This window comes from Micromonospora sp. BQ11 (genome assembly GCF_052068135.1).
GTDB lineage: Bacteria > Actinomycetota > Actinomycetes > Mycobacteriales > Micromonosporaceae > Micromonospora.
This window is the reverse complement of record NZ_JBQHDB010000001.1, coordinates 668118-688129: the sequence shown is the minus strand read 5'-3', so window position 1 is coordinate 688129 and position 20012 is coordinate 668118. Positions and strand designations below refer to the sequence as shown.

The 20012-nt window shown below is 73.0% G+C and carries 13 protein-coding genes; 5 read left to right on the top strand and 8 right to left on the bottom strand.

All coding sequences use genetic code 11. The annotated features are described in order from the left end of the window. Positions 1-89: 89 nt before the first annotated feature. The 4 genes from ACTMSW_RS03315 to ACTMSW_RS03300 form a co-directional block, all read right to left on the bottom strand. The gene (locus ACTMSW_RS03315; protein ID WP_441178917.1) at positions 90-2522 is read right to left on the bottom strand and encodes a glycoside hydrolase family 2 protein; all 2433 of its coding nucleotides are present in this window, start codon (positions 2520-2522) and stop codon (positions 90-92) included. After that, positions 2519-3373 carry a carbohydrate ABC transporter permease gene (locus ACTMSW_RS03310; protein WP_441179052.1) on the bottom strand — a complete coding sequence of 285 codons (855 nt, stop codon included), beginning with the start codon at positions 3371-3373 and terminating at the stop codon, positions 2519-2521. The genes ACTMSW_RS03315 and ACTMSW_RS03310 overlap by 4 nt, the downstream gene beginning before the upstream one ends. Before the next feature lie 29 nt (positions 3374-3402). Next, complete coding sequence (locus ACTMSW_RS03305) at positions 3403-4419, bottom strand: carbohydrate ABC transporter permease (RefSeq protein ID WP_441178916.1); 1017 nt, start codon at positions 4417-4419, stop codon at positions 3403-3405. A 73-nt stretch (positions 4420-4492) separates the two neighbouring features. Continuing rightward, on the bottom strand, positions 4493-5779 hold the full coding sequence (locus tag ACTMSW_RS03300; RefSeq protein ID WP_441178915.1) for an ABC transporter substrate-binding protein: 1287 nt from the start codon (positions 5777-5779) through the stop codon (positions 4493-4495). Positions 5780-6148: 369 nt separating this feature from the next. Here ACTMSW_RS03300 and ACTMSW_RS03295 point away from each other — a divergent pair, with 369 nt between their 5' ends. Then, complete coding sequence (locus tag ACTMSW_RS03295; protein WP_441178914.1) at positions 6149-7168, top strand: LacI family DNA-binding transcriptional regulator; 1020 nt, start codon at positions 6149-6151, stop codon at positions 7166-7168. A 14-nt stretch (positions 7169-7182) separates the two neighbouring features. Here the strand turns inward: ACTMSW_RS03295 and ACTMSW_RS03290 are convergent, their stop codons facing one another. Next, on the bottom strand, positions 7183-9459 hold the full coding sequence (locus tag ACTMSW_RS03290) for an EAL domain-containing protein (RefSeq protein WP_441178913.1): 2277 nt from the start codon (positions 9457-9459) through the stop codon (positions 7183-7185). 201 nt (positions 9460-9660) lie between these two features. Here ACTMSW_RS03290 and ACTMSW_RS03285 point away from each other — a divergent pair, with 201 nt between their 5' ends. After that, positions 9661-10038, top strand: a complete 378-nt coding sequence (locus tag ACTMSW_RS03285) for a PH domain-containing protein (protein WP_441178912.1) — start codon at positions 9661-9663, stop codon at positions 10036-10038. Between the two features lie 28 nt (positions 10039-10066). Here ACTMSW_RS03285 and ACTMSW_RS03280 read toward each other — a convergent pair whose 3' ends face one another. Further along, entirely contained in the window at positions 10067-10993 is a 927-nt protein-coding gene (locus ACTMSW_RS03280) for a 2-hydroxyacid dehydrogenase (RefSeq protein WP_441178911.1), read from the bottom strand. A 193-nt stretch (positions 10994-11186) separates the two neighbouring features. On the opposite strand from ACTMSW_RS03280, the gene ACTMSW_RS03275 reads away from it, so the two are divergent. The 3 genes from ACTMSW_RS03275 to ACTMSW_RS03265 are packed head-to-tail and all read left to right on the top strand — an operon-like array spanning position 11187 to position 15883. After that, the gene (locus ACTMSW_RS03275; protein ID WP_441178910.1) at positions 11187-13028 is read left to right on the top strand and encodes a SpoIIE family protein phosphatase; all 1842 of its coding nucleotides are present in this window, start codon (positions 11187-11189) and stop codon (positions 13026-13028) included. Between the two features lie 46 nt (positions 13029-13074). Then, positions 13075-14250 carry a PQQ-dependent sugar dehydrogenase gene (locus tag ACTMSW_RS03270; RefSeq protein WP_441178909.1) on the top strand — a complete coding sequence of 392 codons (1176 nt, stop codon included), beginning with the start codon at positions 13075-13077 and terminating at the stop codon, positions 14248-14250. A 55-nt stretch (positions 14251-14305) separates the two neighbouring features. Further along, entirely contained in the window at positions 14306-15883 is a 1578-nt protein-coding gene (locus ACTMSW_RS03265; RefSeq protein ID WP_441178908.1) for a metallophosphoesterase, read from the top strand. 141 nt (positions 15884-16024) lie between these two features. Here the strand turns inward: ACTMSW_RS03265 and ACTMSW_RS03260 are convergent, their stop codons facing one another. After that, on the bottom strand, positions 16025-18382 hold the full coding sequence (locus ACTMSW_RS03260) for a transketolase-like TK C-terminal-containing protein (protein WP_441178907.1): 2358 nt from the start codon (positions 18380-18382) through the stop codon (positions 16025-16027). Between the two features lie 124 nt (positions 18383-18506). Continuing rightward, the gene (gene gatB, locus ACTMSW_RS03255; RefSeq protein WP_441178906.1) at positions 18507-20006 is read right to left on the bottom strand and encodes an Asp-tRNA(Asn)/Glu-tRNA(Gln) amidotransferase subunit GatB; all 1500 of its coding nucleotides are present in this window, start codon (positions 20004-20006) and stop codon (positions 18507-18509) included. Positions 20007-20012 lie beyond the last annotated feature (6 nt).

The window sequence follows — 20012 nt, the reverse complement described above, 5'->3', positions numbered from 1 at the left end:
GCCGCCCAGGACGATCGGCTTCTCCCTCGTGCCGGGCGTTAAGAGGGGGCCCTTCCTCTACACCAGACGTTAAGGAGGGGCCCTTCCTTTCAGATGTCGTTGACGCAGCGCAGCACCGGGCGGCTGGTCAGGGCTGTCGGGTCCAGCGGCCCGTCGGCCGTCACGGTGAACGTGACCGACTCCCCCGGCAGCAGCGTCACCAGGGCCTCGTCGACCTCCGCCGTCGGGTCGAGGCGGTCCGGGAACAGGGTCAGCTCCCGGAGCACGGTCCGGGCGGTGACCCGGACCCGCTGCCCGCCGTCGACCGGCTCGACCGTCGCGTCGAAGGCCGCCGCCGGCCACCGGACGTCGCGGTCCTCGGCGAAGAACCACAGCGCCCGCGCGGCGCCGTCGGCCTCGGCGACGAGCAGCTCCCCGCCGGCCTCCTCCGGCCCCGCCACGTCCGCCGGCAGCGCCAGCACGACCGAGGCGTACGCGGGCACGTCCAGCTCCAGCGTGGTCCTGGCCCGGGGCTCCCCGTCGAGGGTGGACCGGGTGACCGTGACCGCACCCCGCCACGGGGTGCCGGTCTCGTTGACGGCCGCCAGGGTCGGCGCACCGTCGCGGGGCGCCACGGTGAGGAGCCGGTCGGCGTACGCGCGGCGCACCGCGTACCACAGGGGTTTCCGGCGGCCGTCGCCGTCGACCGCGGACCACGAGGTCACCGGCCAGCAGTCGTTGAGCTGCCAGAAGATGGTGCCCGAGCAGACGCTCCGGTGGGACCGGAAGTGCTCGATGCCGACCTGGACCGCGCGGGCCTGGGTGAGCTGGGTGAGGTAGTGCCAGTCGTCGAAGTCGGCCGGTGCCGGCAGGTGCGCGTCCAGCCCCCGCTGGAGCTTGAGAGCCCCGTCGACGGCCTTCTGGTGGTGGGCCATGCCGGGTGAGTCGGGGGCAAGCGGGTCGTCGGACAGGGCCCGCCGCAGCGTCGCGTACGCCGGGGGCGCCTGCCAGCCGAACTCGGCGACGAACCGGGGCACGTACGACCGGTACTTCGTATAGTCGTCGGTGTTCCAGACGTCCCAGATGTGCGTGGTCCCGTACGCCGGGTCGTTGGGGTGGACGTCCTCCGTGCCGGACCAGGGGCTGCCCGGCCAGTACGGGCGGGTCGGGTCCAGCTCGGCGACGGTCCGGGGCAGCACGTCGAGGTAGTAGCCCCGGCCCCAGGTGCGCCCCGCCAGGGGTTCCTGCCAGTCCCAGTCGTGCCAGCCCCAGATGTTCTCGTTGTTGCCCGTCCAGAGCACCAGCGACGGGTGCGGGGCCAGGCGCACCACCTGCTCGGCGGCCTCGGCGGCCACCTCGGAGGCGATCGGCTCCTCCTCCGGGTACGCGGCGCAGGCGAAGAGGAAGTCCTGCTGCACCAGGAGGCCGAGCGAGTCGGCGAGGTCGTAGAAGTCCTCCGACTCGTACCGGCCCCCGCCCCAGACGCGCAGCAGGTTGATGTTCGCGCCGATCGCCTGGTCGAACCGGTGCGCCAGCCGGTCCCGGGTGATCCGGGTGGGGAAGGCGTCGTCGGGGATCCAGTTGACGCCCCGCACGAAGACCGGCACGTCGTTGACGTGGAGGGTGAACGCGGCGCCGTGGTCGTCGGGCGTGGTGTCGAGGCGTACCGACCGGAAGCCGATGCGCCGGCCCCAGGTGTCCAGCGTCGTGCCGTCCGGCCCGCACAGGGTCACGTCGAGGTCGTGGCGGGCATGGTCGCCGTACCCCCTGGGCCACCACCGCTCGGGGTCGTGCACGGCGACGGTCAGGACGGCGGCCCGCTCCCCGGCCGGGATCGTCACCTCGGCGGCGCTGCCGGCGACGGCGGCCCGCACGGTCAGCGGCGCGTCGGCGGCACGCTCGACCTCGACGTGCAGCTCGACCCGGCCGTCGGTCCCGTCGACGGTGACCAGCGGGCGGACGGTCGCCAGGCGGGCGGTGGACCAGGCGTGCAGCCCGACCGGTCGCCAGATGCCGGCCGTGACCAGGGTCGGTCCCCAGTCCCAACCGAAGTTGCAGGCCATCTTGCGGATGAACGGGAACGGCTCCGGGTACGCGTTGGGCCGGTCGCCGAGACGGTCACGCTGCGCCTCGGCGTAGCGGTACGCCGAGTCGAACCGGACGGCGAGCGTGTTGCCCCGTGGCCGCAGCAGCGCGCCGACGGCGAAGCGGTAGCCGCGGTGCATGTTCGCGGTGCGCCCGATCTCGACGCCGTTGAGGGTGACCGTGGCGACCGTGTCGAGGCCGTCGCAGACCAGGTCGACGCGGTCGTGCGCGCCGTCGGGCCGGTCGAACGTGGTCTCGTAGACCCAGTCGGTGCGCCCGATCCAGCCGAGGCCGGTCTCGTTGGCGTCCCGGTACGGGTCGGGGATCAGCCCGGCGGCCAGCAGGTCGGTGTGGACGCACCCGGGCACGGTGGCCGGCACCGCCCGGTCGGCGATCCCGGCCGGCACCTGGGGTCCGGGTACCGCCCGCAGGGTCCAGCCCTGGTGCAACGGGGTCACGACTTCACCGCACCTTCCATGATTCCGCGGACGATCTGGCGACCACCGATGAACAGCATGATCAGCAGGGGCAGGGTGGCGACCAGAGCGCCGGCCAGCACCCGCCGGTAGAGCACGTAGTTGCCGCTGGCCAGGTCGGACAGCGCGACCATCGAGGTCGGGTAGTCGGTGCCGCCCAGGGTGATGAGCGGCCACTGGAACTCGTTCCAGGTGGCGACGAAGGTGAGCAGGCCGAGTACGGCCATCGCCGGCCGGACCGCCGGCACCACCACGCTCCAGAAGATGCGCATGGTGCTGGCGCCGTCGATGCGGCCGGCCTCGATCAGCTCGTCGGGCACCGCGTCGAGGATGAACTGGCGCATGTAGAACACGCCGAACGCGCTCACCAGGCCGGGCACGATGACGGCGAGCAGGGTGCCGTTCCAGCCGCCCTCGCCGGGCATCCTGCCCATGAGGATGTAGAGGGCGACCACGCCGAGCTGGTTCGGCACCGTCATGGTCAGGATGACCATGATCATGAGTGCGTTGCGTCCCTTGAACCGCAGCTTGGCGAACGCGAAGCCGGCCAGCGAGCAGAAGAACAGCACCGACGCGGTCACCACGGACGACACGATCACGCTGTTGACCAGGGACTGGAGGAAGAAGACGTCCTGCATCGAGAAGACCTCGCGCAGGTTCGTCGCGAGTTCCCCGCCCGGGACCACCTGCGGCGGGATCTTGGCCAGCGCCTCGTCGGTGTTCGTGGCGATGACGAACATCCAGTACAGCGGGAACGCCGAGAAGGCGATCACCACGGAGAGGAAGAGGTAGCTCCAGAGACTGCCGGGTGTGTTCTGCGGGGCCCGACCCATCAGGGCCGCCCGCCGGGTGCCGACGTCGCTCACCGTTTCCCACCTCCGAGCCGGTTCGTGATCAGCGCGTTCACCGCCGCGACGATCAGGATGACGAGGAAGAGCGCCCAGGACATCGCGGCGGCGTAGCCGAGGTTGAGGTCCCGCCAGCCGACCTTGTAGATGAGCTGGGCGATGGTCTGCCACTGCCCGTCGTCGCCACCCTGGGCCAGCGCCGGGTTGGCGTCGAAGAGCATCGGCTCGGTGAAGAGCTGGAGCCCACCGATGGTGGAGAGCACCACGGTGAAGATGACCACCGGCCGGATCATCGGCACGGTGATCCGCCACAGCTGACGCCACGGACCGGCGCCGTCGACGGCGGCGGCCTCGTACACGTCACGCGGGATGGACTGCATGGCGGCCAGGTAGAGCAGGGCGTTGTAGCCGATCCACTTCCAGTTGACCATGGTGGCGATCGCGATCCAGGACGCCCATTTCGTCGACCGCCAGTCGATCGGCGCGGTCTCCCCGACGCCCAGCAGAGACAGCACCCAGTTGGCGACGCCGGTGTCCCGGGCGAACACCACCGTGAAGATCAGCGTCGAGGCGGTGACCGGCGTGATGTACGGCAGCAGCACCCCGACCCGGAACCAGGTCTGCGCGCGCAGTTTCCGGTTCAGCAGGGACGCCACGATCAGCGCCAGGAGCAGTTGCGGCACCGTGGAGAGCACGAAGATGCCGAACGTGTTGCCCAGCGCGTTCCAGAAGTCGCCGTCGTCGAGCAGCCGCTCGAAGTTCGCGAAGCCCGCCCAGCCGGTCAGGGTCGGGTCGTCGAGCCGCCAGTTGCGCATCGCGACCACGCCGTTGAACACGATCGGGAAGAGCCCGAAGACCGCGAAGAGCAGGAAGAACGGAGCGATCAGCAGGTAGGGCACGTACCGCACGTCGAAGCGGTGGAGGCGGTTGCGCCACGTGTCCGCCCGGCCCGGGGGACGGCGGACGGGGGCCGTCGCGTCCGCGGGACGGCCGGGTCGGGACGCCGCGGGGGCGGCGCGGGTGGTGGACATCGGAACCTCCGGGGAACGAGCGGTCCGCGGGCGGGTGGGGCCGTCGCCGGACGGCCCCACCTCCGGGCGTACGTCAGGACGTGGCGGCCTTCTCGGCTTCCTTGATCGCCTCGGTCCACGCCTGGTCGGGCTTGCCCTTCAGGTTTCCGGTGGCCAGACGGTTGATCACGTTCTCCACGGCGACCCGGGTCGGCCCGTTCCTCTTGCCGAGGTACTGCGGGGTCAGGTTCTCGGCGGTCTTGGAGAAGATCTGACCGACCGGGGCGTTGCTGAAGAACGGGTTGGTGAAGTCCTTGATCGCGGGGTCCTGGTAGAGCGCCGGCTGCGACGGCAGGTTGCCGACCTTCTTGAAGATCTCGATCTGCTGCGCGGGCTGGACCAGCCACTCCAGGAACCTGTACGCCTCGTCGACGTTCTTGCCCTGCCTGGGGATGGTCAGGAAGGAGCCACCCCAGTTGCCGCCGCCGCCGGGGATCGCCGCGACGTCCCACTTGCCCTGGGTGGTCGGGGCGGTGTTCTTGATGTGGCCCTGCATCCACGCCGGGCAGGCGAGCACGGCGAAGTTGCCCTTGACGAAGCCGCTGTTCCACTCCGGCGAGAAGGCGGTCAGGTTGGCCGACAGGTCGGCGCCGATCATCGCGGCGGCCACGTCGAAGGCGGCCTTCGGGCCGCCGTCCATCTTCAGCGTCTCGCTCTCGTCGTAGAACCCGACCGGTTGCTGCCCGAGGACCGGGTTGAAGATGTTGGTCGCGGAGTCGATGAACTTCTTGCCGCTTCTGGCCTTGTACTGCTGGCCGACGGCGATGAACCGGTCCCAGGTGGGCCAGAGCGCGGAGACCTGGTCGCGGTCGGTGGGCAGACCGGCGGCTGTGAAGAGGTCGGTGCGGTAGCACATGGCCAGGCCGCCGACGTCGGTGCCGAGCCCGATCTGGACCTTGCCGTCGGGCGTCAGGGTCTGCTTCCACTTCCAGGGCAGGTACCTGCCCTCGTACTGGCCGGCGCCCTTGTCGAGCAGGTTGACGAACTTGTCGGCCTGGCCGCGGAACTGGACCACGAAGCCCTCGTCGATGGCGGCGATGTCCGGCGCACCGGAGCCGGCGATCAGCTTCTTCTGGAGGTCCTCGTGCTGGGCGTTGTACTCGCCGGTGTTCAGGCTGATCCTGACGTTCGGGTTGTCGGCCTCGTAGCGGCTCTTCAGCTCGTCCAGGCCGAAGTCGCCCCAGAAGTTGATCTTCAAGGTGACCTGGCCGTCGCCGCTGCCGGAACCGCCACCGCTGTTGCCGCTGCACGCGGCGAGCAGGGCCAGGCCGACCGAGCCCGCCGCGACGGCGCGGGCCCAGGTTTTCCAGGACCGTTTCATGTCATCCTCCGGGCAACGAGTGGGAACGCCCCGACATCGAGGGACGTCAACTGAACCGGATAAGTTACGCCACCGTACGGCTCGGCTTCGGACGTGTCAACGGGCGGTTAACGACACAGCCCTGCCAGGGCTTTGGGAGCGCGACCATACGTGGTGGAGCGCTCCTTCGCGCAGCGCCGACCAACCCCGGCGACTCTCCGACACCACGCCCGGCCCGTGGGCTTAACCGCGCAAGTTGCAGACTCGCTCGGTGCCGCCCGTCGAGCGGGGCTCGACCCACGACCGTCGCCACCCGTAGCGTGACCACCTGCGCCGGGAGACCGGCACAGGTGTGACCGCCCATGCAGGGCGGAGACAAGGAGTACGCCGGTGAAGCGGCCGACCATCGCCGATGTCGCCCGACGTGCCGGGGTGTCCAAGGGCGCCGTGTCCTACGCGCTGAACGGCCAGCCCGGCGTCTCCGAGGCCACCCGGCAACGGATCCTCGCCATCGCCGCGGAGATCGGCTTCAACCCGAGCAGCGCCGCGCGCGCCCTCTCCGGATCCACCGCCGCCGCCATCGGCCTGGCCCTGTGCCGGCCCGCCCGCACACTCGGCATCGAGCCGTTCTTCATGGAGCTGATCAGCGGCGTCGAGGCGGAACTGTCCGCCCGCTCGTACGCGCTGACCCTCCAGGTCGTCGCCGACCCGGACGCGGAGATCGCGGTCTACCGGCGGTGGTGGGGTGAGCGTCGGGTGGACGGCGTCCTCGTGTGCGACCTGCGCGTCGACGACCGCCGGGTGCCGGTGCTGGAGGAACTGGGCCTGCCGGCCATCGTGATCGGCGGCCCCGGCGGCACCGGCCGACTGGCCAGCCTGTGGTCCGACGACGCGGCGGCGCTGGTCGAGACCGTGGAGTACCTGGCGGCGCTCGGCCATCGCCGCGTCGCCCGGGTCGGCGGACTCCCCGAGCTGCTGCACACCGCGATCCGCACCGAGGCGTTCGCCCGCGTGTGCCGCCGGCTCGACCTGCCCGACGCGGTGACCGTGCCCTCGGACTACACCGGCGAGGAGGGCGCGCGCGCCACACGCCGGCTGCTCAGCGCCCCGGACCGGCCGACCGCCGTGATCTACGACAACGACGTGATGGCCATAGCGGGCCTGTCGGTCGCCCAGGAGATGGGGCTCTCCGTCCCGGGCGACCTGTCCATCGTGGCCTGGGACGACTCCCCGCTCTGCCGGCTGGTGCACCCGCCGTTGACCGCGCTGAGCCGGGACATCCCCGTGTACGGTGCGCACGCCGCCCGGCAGCTTCTCTCGGTCATCGGCGGCACAGACGTGGGCGTGCTCCAGGACGAGACCTCACACCTGACCCCGCGCGGCAGCACCGCACCGCCCCGGGTGAAGTGAACCGGTTCAGCGCATCAGCGCGACGCGGTCGGGAACTCCTCGAAGTACGCCTCGACCCGCTCGGCGGTGGCCGGGCGGGCCAGGGCGAAACCCTGCCCGTACCGGCAGCCGGCCCGGTGGGCCCCCTCCACCTGCGCGGGCCACTCCAGCTCCTCGGCCACGATCTCCAGGCCCAGCCGGTCGCCCACGTTCACCACCACGTCGATGAGTGGGCGCTGCGGGTCGGCAGCCGGCCCGACGACCTGCGGGCCAACCTTGAGCAGGTCGATCGGCAGCCGGCGCAGCTGGCTGAGCGAGGCGTGCTCGGCCCGGAAGTCGTCCAGGGCGGTGCGGATGCCCAGTGAACGCAGCCCGGCCAGCCGGGCCACCACGGTCGGCAGGTCGGCGGCGACCCGCGGCTCGGACACCTCGATGACCAGCCGCTCGGGGGCCACCCCGTACGCGTCCAGCACCGCCACGGTCCGCGGCACGAAGTCCGCCGCGGTCAACTCCCGGACGGTCACGTTGACCGCCATCCAGAGGTCCTCCCGGCCCGCGCCGGACCAGGCGGCCAACTGGCGGCAGGCCCGGTCCAGCACCCAGCAGCCCAGCTCGCGGACGACGTCCAGGTCCTCCGCCACCGGCAGCAGCTCGCCGGGCAGGACCGTGCCGAGCACCGGACTGCGCCAACGCAGCAGGGCCTCGGTCCCCACCGGCTGCCGGTCGGCCAGGCCGACCACCGGCTGGTAGACCAGGTCCAGCTCACCCCGGGCGACCGCACCGGGCAGCTCACGCTCCAGGTCCAGCCGCCGGACGAGCTGCTCCTCCAGGTACGCGTCGTACCACTCGACACGGTCCCGCCCGAGCTGCACCGCGCGCCGGCGGGCCAGGTCGGCCTGGCGCAGCACGTCCTCCGGCGTGACCCCGGCGACCTCGGCCAACCCGATGCTCACCTGTAGCCGCAGCACCACCCCGGCCACCTGGAAGGGCTGGGTGAGCGCCTCGACCAGCCGGGTGCCCACCGCGTACGCCCGCACCGGACCGGACCGGGTGACCACGGCCAGAGCGGCGCCGGGCAGGTCCGCGACCAGGTCCCCGGGGCCGACGACGGCCCGCCCGCGCCGGCACGCCTCGGCGAACACGTCCTCCCGGAACCGGTGGTCGTGCGCCTCGGCGCCGTGCAGGTCGACCACGAGCAGGGCGCCCGCGGGCGGGTCGTCGTCCCGCAGGTCGGCGAGGACCCGGAGCAGCTCCGACCGGTCGGCCGGGACATCGCCCGGGATCGCCTCGTCGCCGCCGGCCGGCCCGGGGACGTCCCGTCCGCGCGCCGCGCGCCGGTCGTGCACCCGGAGCAGTTCGCGGAACACCAGCACGGGCACCCCCGCCAGCGCGATGACCATCGTGGCCCGCTCGACGGCCGCACCGGAGGTGAGCCGCCACCCCATCGCCGCCACCACCGTGACCGCCGGGAGCAGCACGCGGGGAAGGACGAGCGTGGGCCGGCGCTCCGGGGCGACGTCCGTCCCGATCACCCGCCGCGCGCCCGCCGCCGTCAGCAGCATTCCACCGACCAGCGGCGGTACGGCCACCAGCAGCAGCCGGCCGGGCATCGCCCCGACCGTCGCCGTTGCCAGCAGCACCAGCCCGAACAGGGTGAGCGCGGCCCCGCCCCGGCAGTGTGCCGCGCCACCGCCCCGCTCCGGACCGGTGAGCGCGGTGAGCGCGGCGACGGCGAACCCGCCCAGCGCCACCGCGGACGCGAGCCGGGTGGACGATTCCAGACCGTCGACGGGCAGGAGCAGCCAGGCGGCGAGCACCAGGCCGATGCCGGGGCCGGCCGCGTCGGCGATCCGCCGCAGCCGGAGCCGGGCCGGTGGACGGACGCCCGGGGGCAGCGCGAGCAGTCCGGCGGCGAAGAGGACGGCCGCGCCCACCAGGCCGGACAGGGCGGCCGTGTCGTCCCCGATCGGCCCGGACAGCGGCAGCGCGGCGGCCGTCAGGCCGGCCACGACCACCGCGGCGTCGAGCAGTGCGGCGACCCGGCGGGGCGGTGCCACGCGGGGTGCCGCACGGTCCGGGAAGCGCGCGCCGCCCTCGGCCGGCGCATCCGCCGGATGCTCTCCGGCGGCGAGCCGGGACAGCCGGGTGCCGGCCAGCGCGGAGCCGCTCGCGCCGGCCAGCGCGACGACGGAGAGCGTCGGCAGGGGCCCGGCGGCACCGGCCGCGAGGAGCAGGCACACCGCCGCGACCACGACGGTCTCCGGCACGGCGGGACGGCGGATCGGAAGGTGGCACGGGTACGCGAGGGGCACGGCGGTCGCCTTCGTGAGGGGGCACGGGGGCGGTGCGGCGATGCGGGTGGCGAACGGTCGTCCGACGCCCAACCCTCGTCAACGAGGGCACGGTCGCGCGGTGACGGCCAGTCGACAGTGACCCACGTCACTCGGGCGTCGCGGCCCTCCCGTCGGTCGCCCGGCGACCGCACGGGCCGGAGCGGGTGGGATCATCGTGGGGTGAGCAGCTCCGATGTCGTCCGCTTCCGGCACAGCCAGGCGATCCTCGTCGCGGCGGTCATCGCCTTCATCGGCGCACTGCCGCTGGCGAACGCCCGGTGGTACCTGGCACCCGTGCTCCTCGTCCCACTCGCCGTCGGCGTCTGGGCCTGGCGGGCCGGCACCGACGCCGACGGGCGTGAGCTGCGCCTCCGGGCGCTCGCCGGGCAGCGCCGGATCGGCTGGGACCACGTCGTCGAGCTGGCCACCGACCCGCGCGGCCGGGCGGTCGCCCGTCTCGACGACGGGCAGCAGGTCCTGCTGCCGGCCGTCCGCGGCACCGACCTGCCCCGGCTGGTGTCGTCCACCGGCCAGTCTCTGCCCAGCCGGACCGACTGACCGGCCACCACCGCCGGGGCGCGACCGCTCAGTAGCCGTCCACCACCGCGTTGGTCAGCGGCTCCCCCGCCGCGAACCGCCGGACCTGCTCGCCCACCAACCGGTACGCCCGGGGCAGCAGCCCCCGCACCGAGCCGGCGACGTGCGGAGTGAGCAGCACGTTCGGCATCGTCCACAGGGGATGGTCGGGCGGCAGCGGCTCGGGATCGGTGACGTCCAGCGCCGCCGAGATCCGACCCGTCCGCAACTCGGCCACCAGCGCGTCGGTCACGGCCACCGGCCCCCGCGCGGCGTTGACCAGCAACGCGCCGTCCCGCATCGCAGCCAGGAAACCGGCGTCCACCAGGCCCCGGGTCTGGTCGGTCAGCGGCACGAGCAGCACCACGACGTCCGCCTCGGGCAGCAGGGCGGGCAGCTCCCCCACCCCGTGCACGCCCTGCTCCGGTCGGGGCGTCCGGGCCACCAGCGTGAAGGTCACCTCGAACGGTGCCAGCCGCGCCCGCACCGCCGTACCGATCGACCCCGCACCGACGATGAGCACCCGCTTGCCCTCGACCTCGTCGGTGGGCGCCACCTCGTCGTACGCCCACTCGCGCCGGGCCTGCGCACGGACCAGCGCGGGGAAGCCGCGCAGCTGGGCGAGGATCGCGGTCACCACCCACTCCGCCGTCGACGGGTCGTGCACACCGCGCGCGTCGCAGAGCGTGACCCCGTCCGGGACGCGGCCGGTCCAGGCGTCGGCACCGGCGGAGAGGAGCTGCACCACCGCCAGGTCGGGCAGTTCGTGCACCAGGGCGGTGGCGTCCGCGCCGGCCAGGAACGGCGGCACCCAGAACCGGACGCCGGCCGGGGCCGAGGGGAGCCGCGTCGGGTCCTCGACCACCTCCACGGTGACGCCCGGAGGCAGTTCACCCAGCAGGTCCGGACCGGTCGGGTGGGGGATCCATACCTTCACGCCCGCCGACGATAGGCCCACAGACGCGTCGCCGCTCGGCCGGGGCGTACCGGGACACCCGACCGGGGAGGGTCACCCGACGGCGGCGTGACCGAGGTGACCCATCGCCCCACAGGTCGCTCCCGGCGCCGGGCGGGTATAACGAAGGGTCGGAGCGCCGGTCGGCCTCCGTCCACCCGCAGACAGGTGCTCGATGACCGACGGCTCCCGCGACGACATCGCCCGGCGTGCCGGTGCGGACGGCGCCCTCTCGCGTCCGGCGCCGTCACTGCGGGACCCCGACCGGCTGCGAGCGCTCGCCGAGACCCGGTTGGACTCCACGCCGGACGAGGCTTTCGACCGGTTCGCCCGACTGGTCGGCGACCTGCTCGACGTTCCGGTCGCCCTGGTCTCCCTGGTCGACAGCGAGCGCCAGTTCTTCCCCGGCGAGGTCGGCCTGCCGCAGCCCTGGGCGGGGCAGCGGGAGACGCCGCTCAGCCACTCGTTCTGCCAGCACGTGATCGACATCGCCGCCCCGATGGTGATCCCGGACGCCCGGCTCCACCCCCGGGTCCGGACCAACCTCGCCATTCCCGACCTCGGCGTCGTCGCGTACGCCGGCATGCCCCTGACCGACCTCGACGGCCGGGTGCTCGGGTCGCTCTGCGCGATCGACAGCAAGCCCCGCGCGTGGACCCGCGACCAGTTGCGGACCCTCTCCGACCTGGCCGCCGCCTGCTCGTCGGAGCTGCGCCTGCGCATCGCCCTGCAGGGCGCCGAGCAGGCCCGCCGGCGGGCCGAGGAGTCGCAGGACCGGCTGGAGCTGCTGGCCGGGCTGACCGAGACGCTGGCCGGGACGATGGACGTGCAGGTGGCGCTGCGCCACCTGGGCGCGACGATGGTGCCGCTCCTGGCCGACTGGTGCCTGGTGAGCGTCGTCGGGCGGGACGGCCAACCGACGGATGTGGCGGCCGCCCACCGGGATCCCGCGCGCGCGGCGGACGTCGACCGCTTCGCCGTGCTGATGCACACCCGTCTCGGCACCAAGTCGATCACCCGAGAGGTCCTGCGCACCGGGCGGCCGGTGCTGGTCAGCGCCGGCCGCCTCACCGACGTCACCCGGGGCACGATCGGGCCGGAGATGACGGAACTCGCCGACCGACTGGGCTTCGCGTCGCACCTCACCGTGCCGATCACCGACGCCGGCCGCGGCCGGGTGCTGGGCGCGATCACGCTGATCAACGGCAACGGGCGTCGCCCCTTCGACGACGGCGACCTGATCACCGCGCTCGACGTCGGCCGCCGGGCCGGTCAGGCGATCGGCAACAGCTGGATGTACGGCGAGCAGCGGCACGTGGCCCACGTGCTCCAACACAGCATGCTGCCCGTGCTGCCCATCGCCGAGGGGCTGGAGCTGGCCGCCCGCTACCAGCCGGTGGCCGACCGCGTCGAGGTGGGCGGGGACTGGTACGACGCCTTCCGCCAGCCGAACGGCGACCTGATCGCCGCGATCGGCGACGTCGCCGGCCACGACATCGAGGCCGCCGCGATCATGGGCCAGCTGCGCAACCTGGTACGGGGCAACGCGTACGGCCGGCCGGACGCGGTGGGCGAGCTGATGACCCACCTGGACGACGTGATCCGCGGGCTGCGGATTCCGGCCGCCGCCACCGCCATCCTGGTCCGGCTGCGGGCCGACGGGGCCGGCGGCCAGGAGGTGAGCTGGTGCAACGCCGGGCACCCGCCGCCGCTGGTGGTCCGGGCCGGCGGCGCCATCGAGGTCGTGAGCGCCCGCTCGGAGCCGCTGCTCGGCCTGGTCCGTCCGGTGCGCCGCACCACCCAGCGGGCGTCCCTCGCCGCGGGCGACACCCTGCTGCTGTTCACCGACGGTCTGGTCGAGCGGCGGGACCGCACCATCGACGAGGGCATGACGGAACTCGTCGAGCGGCTCGTCGGCACGGACAAGTTGCCGCTGGACGAGCTGTGCGACACCCTCCTCGGCGCGGCCCACCGCCGTGAGGACGACATCGCCCTGCTCGCCGTTCGGGCGCGCTGAGCCCAGAGGTCCGGACACCGGGCCTCGGCGGACTACCCTGAGCCGAGTGAGCGCCCGTCCCCCGTACCCCCGTGTCCGCCGTCTCCGGTCGGTCCTCGCCGCCGTCTGCGCGACGGTGCTGCTGGCCGCCGCCGGATGCAGTTTCGGTGAACCGGCCCCGGACCCGGCCGGCGAGCCACCGACCTTCCCCACCCCGTCGGCCAGCGCCAGCGCCGAGGGCGCCGGTCCGGAGGTGGTCACGACCGTGCTGGCCAAGGGCCTGCGGGTGCCGTGGGGGATCGCCTTCCTGCCCGACGGCGCAGCACTGGTCACCGAGCGTGACACCGGCCGCATCCTCCAGGTCGGTCCCGGGTCGGGACCGGACGGGCTGACCGTACGCGCGGTGCAGACCGTCCCGGACGTGGCGGCGGCCGGAGAGGGCGGCCTGCTGGGCATCGCCGTCTCACCCGCCTACCAGCGGGACCGGACGGTCTTCGTCTACTACACCACCGAGCGCGACAACCGCATCGCCAAGCTCCGCCTCGGCGAGCCGCCCACCCCGATCCTGACCGGCATCCCCAAGGCGGGCATCCACAACGGCGGCGGCCTGGCCTTCGGCCCGGACGGTCAGCTCTACGCCAGCACCGGCGACGCGGGAGACCGGGCCGCGTCGCAGGACGTCAAGCGCCTCGGCGGCAAGATCCTGCGCATCACCCCGGCCGGGAAGCCGGCTGCGGGCAACCCGTTCCGCAACTCCCCCGTCTGGTCGCTCGGCCACCGCAACGTGCAGGGCATGGCCTGGGACGCCGGCAAGCGCATGTACGCGGTGGAGTTCGGGCAGAACACCTGGGACGAGATCAACCAGGTCGTCAAGGGGAAGAACTACGGGTGGCCGCAGGTCGAGGGTCGCTCCGACGACGCCCGCTTCGCCAATCCCATCACCCAGTGGCCGACCTCGGACGCGTCCTGCTCGGGCCTCGCCGCGGCGGACCGGCTGGTGGTCACGGCCTGCCTGCGGGGCAAGCGGCTGTGGCTGGTCGAGCTGACCGACACCGGCACGGTGCTGGGCCAGCCCCGGGAACTGCTGACCGGTCGCTTCGGCCGGCTCCGGGCGGTGGCCGCGGCGCCGGACGGGTCGCTCTGGGTGGGCACCTCCAACCACGACGGGCGGGGTGACCCGGCGCCGGAGGACGACCGGCTGCTGCGCCTCGTCTTCGCCGCTGGCGGCGCCGGACGGAGCTGACGACACTTCTGAGCCAGGTTTGCCAAGATCCTCTACCGGGCAGGTCACGATCACCATGGACGGGCAGGAGAACGAGCAGAACGGGACCACGGGCGACGAGGCCCGGGTGACCCGTCGTACCCGGTCGTTCGGACTGGGGCGGCCCCGTACGGCCGCCTCGGGCCGATGGAGGGCGCTGCGCGCCACCGGGGTGACCCTGGCGGTCCTCGTGGTCGCGCTGGCCGGCGTGGTGATCGGGGTGCTGGCCGGCGGGCGCGTCAGCACGGACATCGGGCCGTTCCAGGCGGACCTGACGGTGCTGCCGGCGATCTCCGGCAGCACCACGGTCGACATCCCGCCGCTCGGCGCACTGCTGCTCGACAGCCACGACGGGCCCACCCACCTGACCGTGGAGCTGGGCGCACTGGACCAGAGCCGCACGGAGGCGCTGCTGGACGACCCGGCGAGCATCAGCCGCGCCAGCCAGTCCGCCGTCGACGACGTCCGTGGGGGCGTGATGCGGCTCGGGCTGCGTACCGTCGCCTCGGCCGTCCTGGTCACCCTGCTGCTGGCCCTGCTGGTCTTCCGGGACACCCGCCGCGCGGCCTGGGCGGGCAGCCTGGCCCTGGTGGTCACGGTCGGCAGCCTCGGCGCCGCCGCGGCCAGCATCCGGCCACAGTCGATCGAGGAGCCCCGCTACGAGGGCCTGCTGGTCAACGCGCCCGCGATCGTCGGTGACGCCCGCCGGATCGCCAACGACTACACGCGCTACGCCGAGCAGCTCCAGCGCATCGTCGGCAACGTCAGCCAGCTCTACACCACCGTGTCGTCGCTGCCCCTCTACGAGCCCGACCCGGACACCACCCGGGTCCTGCACGTCTCCGACATGCACCTCAACCCGACCGGCTGGCAGCTGATCCGCACGATCGTGGAGCAGTTCAACATCGACGTCGTCATCGACACGGGTGACATCACCGACTGGGGCAGCGAGCCGGAGGCGTCCTACGTCGGCGCGATCGGCCTGCTCCGGAAGCCGTACGTCTACATCCGGGGCAACCACGACTCCGGCCGGACGGCCGCGGCCGTGGCCCGGCAGCCGAACGCGATCGTGCTGAGCAACTCCACCACGTCGGTCGCCGGCCTGACCATCGCCGGCATCGGCGACCCCCGGTTCACGCCGGACAAGAGCACCTCGCCGGCGGGCAGCGGCCTCACCCGGGAGACGGCCGACCAGCTCATCGGTGTCGGAGAGCAGTTGACCGCCACCGTCCGCAGCTCGCCGACCCCGGTGACCATCGCGCTGGTCCACGACCCGGCCTCGGCCGGACCCCTGGCCGGCAGCGTCCCCCTGGTGCTCGCCGGGCACACGCACCGGCGCGAGGTCTCGAAGCTGCCGCAGGAGGCCGGACAGTCACCCACCCTGCTGATGGTGCAGGGCTCGACCGGGGGCGCCGGGCTGCGCGGCCTCGAGGGCGAGGAGCCGACCCCGCTGTCGATGAGCGTGCTCTACTTCGACAAGGACAAACTGCTCCAGGCGTACGACGACATCACCGTCGGCGGCACCGGGCAGGCCCAGGTGAACCTGGTGCGCCGCGTGGTGGAGAACCCGAAGGCGGGCGCGCCCGCGCCGGTCACCCCTACCCCGACCCGCTGACCCACCCCACCCCACCCCCGCCCCCACCGCCGCGATCTTGCACTTTCGGTCGCCGATATGGGAGGGTCGACACCTTTTGCCCCGGCAGAAAGTGCAAGATCGCGGGGGCGGCGGGGTGGGGTGGGGGCGGTGGGGGTGGGGTCAGCGGAGGGCTAGGGCGGCGAGGGCGGCGTTGACGATGCTGCCGGGCATCAGGTCGTGCAGCTCGTACAGCTCTCGGACGCTGCCGGACTGACCGAACTCGTCCACGCCCAGGGGTACCGCCGGCGCGCCGACGGCCGACCCGAGCCAGGCCATCGCGTGCGAGGCGGCGTCGTGCACCGTCACCACCGGCACCCGGTCGGCGAAGGCGGACCGCAACGCGCCCGGCACGCTGGGCACCGTCGCCGTGCGGACGCCCTGGCGCAGAGTGCGCTGCCAGGCCCGGTACAGCCGGTCCAGGCTGGTCACGTCCACCACGTGCGCGGCGACGCCCTCCTCGGCCAGTTCCGCCGCCGCGGCGAGCACCTCGGGCAGCACCGCGCCGGAGGCGGCGAGCTGCACGACCGGGGCGTCGGCCAGGTGCGGGTACGCCTGGTGCGCGTCCACCAGCCGGTACGCCCCGGCGACCACCTGACGACGCAGCACGGCGTCGCCGATCCGGGCCCGGGCCGCCTCAAAGGGCGCCTGGTCGATCGGGCGGGTACTGAGCCGGAAGTAGTACGCCCCGTCCTCGGCCGGTGCCGCCGTCGCCGCCGGCGTGGAACCGCCCGCGATCTGGCCGAGGGCGTCGCAGAGCAGCCAGTCCAGGCTGCCGGCGTACGCGGGCTCGACGAAGGTCACACCGGGCAGTTCCAGACCGACCGAGGCGGTGATCGTCGACTGGTGGGCGCCGCCCTCGGGGGCGAGGGTGACACCGGACGGGGTGCCGGCCACCACGAACCGCGAGCCGGAGTACGTGCCGTAGAGGAACGCGTCCAGCCCGCGCAGCACGAACGGGTCGTAGACCGTGCCGACCGGCAGCAGCGGCTGCCCCGACAGGTCCCAGGACAGGCCGAGCTGACCGAGCAGGAGGAACAGGTTCATCTCGGAGATGCCCAGCTCGATGTGCTGCCCGGCCGGGCTCTCCGTCCAGCGCAGCATCCGGTCCTCCGACCAGGAGCGCTGCTCGGTGGGGGCGAACACCCCAGTCTTGTTGATGAACCCGGCCAGGTTGGTGGAGGTGGCCACGTCCGGCGCGGTGGTCACCAGGTAGGGCGCCACCTGCGGGTCCCGGGCCAGGTCCACGAGCACCCGACCGAACACCTCCTGGGTGGAGACGGGCTTGTTCGCGCGTACCTTCGTGGTCTCCGGGACCGTGACCCCCAGCGCACGCTCGCGCGGCGCGCGGGACAGCGCCTCCCGGCGCGCGCCGGCCCGGATGCCGGCCTCCGACGCCGGGTCGAGGCGGTCCCACTCGGTCTCGGCGGTGAGCCCCTGGGCCCTCCGCAGGGCGTCGATCTGCTCGGTGGACAGCAGCGCCGAGTGGTTGCGGGGATTCCCGGCGATGGGCAGACCCCACCCCTTGACCGTGTACGCGAAGACGACGCTGGGCCGGTCGGTGACCGCGTCGCACTGGGCGTACGCGTCGAGCATGGCCGCCAGGTCGTGCCCGCCGAGGTCGGTGACGAGCGGGCCCAGCTCGTCGTCTCCGATGTCCGCGATGAACTCCGCGATCCCGGCCGGCGCGCCGTCGAGGAACTGCTTGCGCAGCGCCGGACCGACGAGCCCGAACAGCGACTGGTACTGCTCGTTCGGCATCGCGTCGATCCAGTCGCGCAGCGCGTCGCCGCCCGGCCGGGCGTACGCCTCGGCGAGCTTGCGGCCGTACTTGACCTCGACCACGTGCCAGCCGGCCGCCTCGAACTGGCCGCGCCACTGGTTGATCCGGATGCCGGGTACGACCCGGTCGAGGGACTGGCGGTTGAAGTCGACCAGCCACATCACGTTGCCCAGCCCGGTGGTCGCCGGGTCGGCGACCGCCTCCCAGATGTTGCCCTCGTCCAGCTCCGCGTCGCCGATCAGCGCGACGAACCGGGAGTGCGGACGCGCGCCGAAGTGCGCGTCGACGTAGCGCCGGGTGACCGCCGCGAACAGCGGTGCCGCGGCGCCGAGCCCGACCGAGCCGGTGGAGAAGTCCACCTCGTCCGGGTCCTTGGTGCGCGACGGGTACGACTGGAGGCCGCCCCGGGCGCGCAACGTCGTCAGGTACGAGCGGTCCAGGTTGCCGAGCAGGTACTGGATGGCGTGGAACACCGGCGACGCGTGCGGCTTCACCGCGACCCGGTCCTCCGCGTCGAGGTGCGCGAACCACAGGGCGGTCATCGTGGTCACCAGCGAGGCGCTGGACGCCTGATGGCCACCGACCTTCACCCCGTCCCCGGTGTCCCGGTCGTGGTTGGCCGCATCCACGATCCGGCTGGCGAGCCAGAGCACGCGCCGCTGGATCTCGTCGAGGACGTCGAGGTCGTTGTGGTTCACGGTGGCTCCATCCGGGCGTCGCCGTTGACGCCCTCGCGAGGGGTGCGGGGGGTGCAGCGGGTGCGGCGTTAGGAAGGGCCCCTTCCTATGCACCAGGCGTTAAGAAGGGGCCCTTCCTTGCAACTCAGCCCTGGGCGCCGAGGCGCTCCAGGATCAGCTCACGGACGGTCTTCGCGTCGGCCTGGCCACGGGTCGTCTTCATGACCGCGCCGACCAGCGCGCCGGCCGCGGCGACCTTGCCGCTACGGATCTTGTCGGCGATGGCGGGGTTCGCGGCGATCGCCTCGTCCACGGCGGCGGTGAGCGCGCCGGTGTCCGACACGACCTCCAGGTTCCGGTTGGTCATCACCTCGGTCGGCGAGCCCTCGCCGGCGACCACGCCCTCCAGGACGGTACGGGCGAGCTTGTCGTTGAGTTTGCCGGCGTCGACCAGGCCCTGCAGCTCGGCGACCTGTTCCGGGGTGGCCCCGACGTCGCTCAACTCCGCACCGGTCTCGTTGGCCCGGCGGGACAGCTCGCCCAGCCACCACTTGCGGGCGGCGGCCGGGGTCGCCCCGGCGGCGACGGTCTGCTCGATCAGCTCCACCGCGCCGGCGTTGAGCACCGACTGCATGTCCAGCTCGGACAGGCCCCACTGCTCCTGCAACCGGCGGCGGTGCAGCCGGGGAAGCTCCGGCAGCGCGGCCTTCAGCTCGGCGACCCAGGCGGCGTCCGGCGCGAGGGGTACCAGGTCCGGCTCCGGGAAGTACCGGTAGTCGGTCGCGGTCTCCTTGGAGCGGCCGGGCCGGGTGTCCCCGGTGTCCTCCTGGAAGTGCCGGGTCTCCTGGGTGATCCGGCCGCCCGCGTCGAGCACCGACGCCTGACGCAGGATCTCCGAACGGACGGCCCGCTCCACCGAACGCAGCGAGTTGACGTTCTTGGTCTCGGTGCGGGTGCCCCACTCCTCGCCCGGCAGGTTGAGGGAGGTGTTGACGTCGCAGCGCAGCGACCCCTCCTCCATCCGCACGTCGGAGACGCCGAGCGAGCGGATCACGTCCCGCAGCTCGGTGACGTACGCCTTGGCCACCTCGGGCGCCAGCGCCCCGGTGCCGGGGACCGGCTTGGTGACGATCTCCACCAGCGGGATGCCGGCCCGGTTGTAGTCGACCAGCGACTCGGTCGCGCCGTGGATCCGACCGGTGGCGCCGCCCACGTGCAGCGTCTTGCCGGTGTCCTCCTCCAGGTGCACCCGCTCGATGCCGATGCGGACCAGCTCGCCGTTCACCTCGACGTCCAGGTAACCGTCGACGCAGAGCGGCTCGTCGTACTGGCTGATCTGGAAGTTCTTCGGCATGTCCGGGTAGAAGTAGTTCTTCCGGGCGAACCGGCACCACTCCGCGATGGAGCAGTTCAGCGCGAGGCCGATCCGGATGGTCGCCTCGATGGCCGCCTTGTTGGCCACCGGGAGCGAGCCGGGAAGGCCCAGGCAGACCGGGCAGACCCGGGTGTTGGGCTCGCCGCCGAAGTCGGTCGGGCAGCCGCAGAACATCTTGGTGTTCGTGCCCAGCTCGACGTGGGTCTCCAGGCCGATCACCGGTTCGTAGCGCGCGACGACCTCGTCGTACGCGGGCAGTGTCGTCGTCATTTGAGC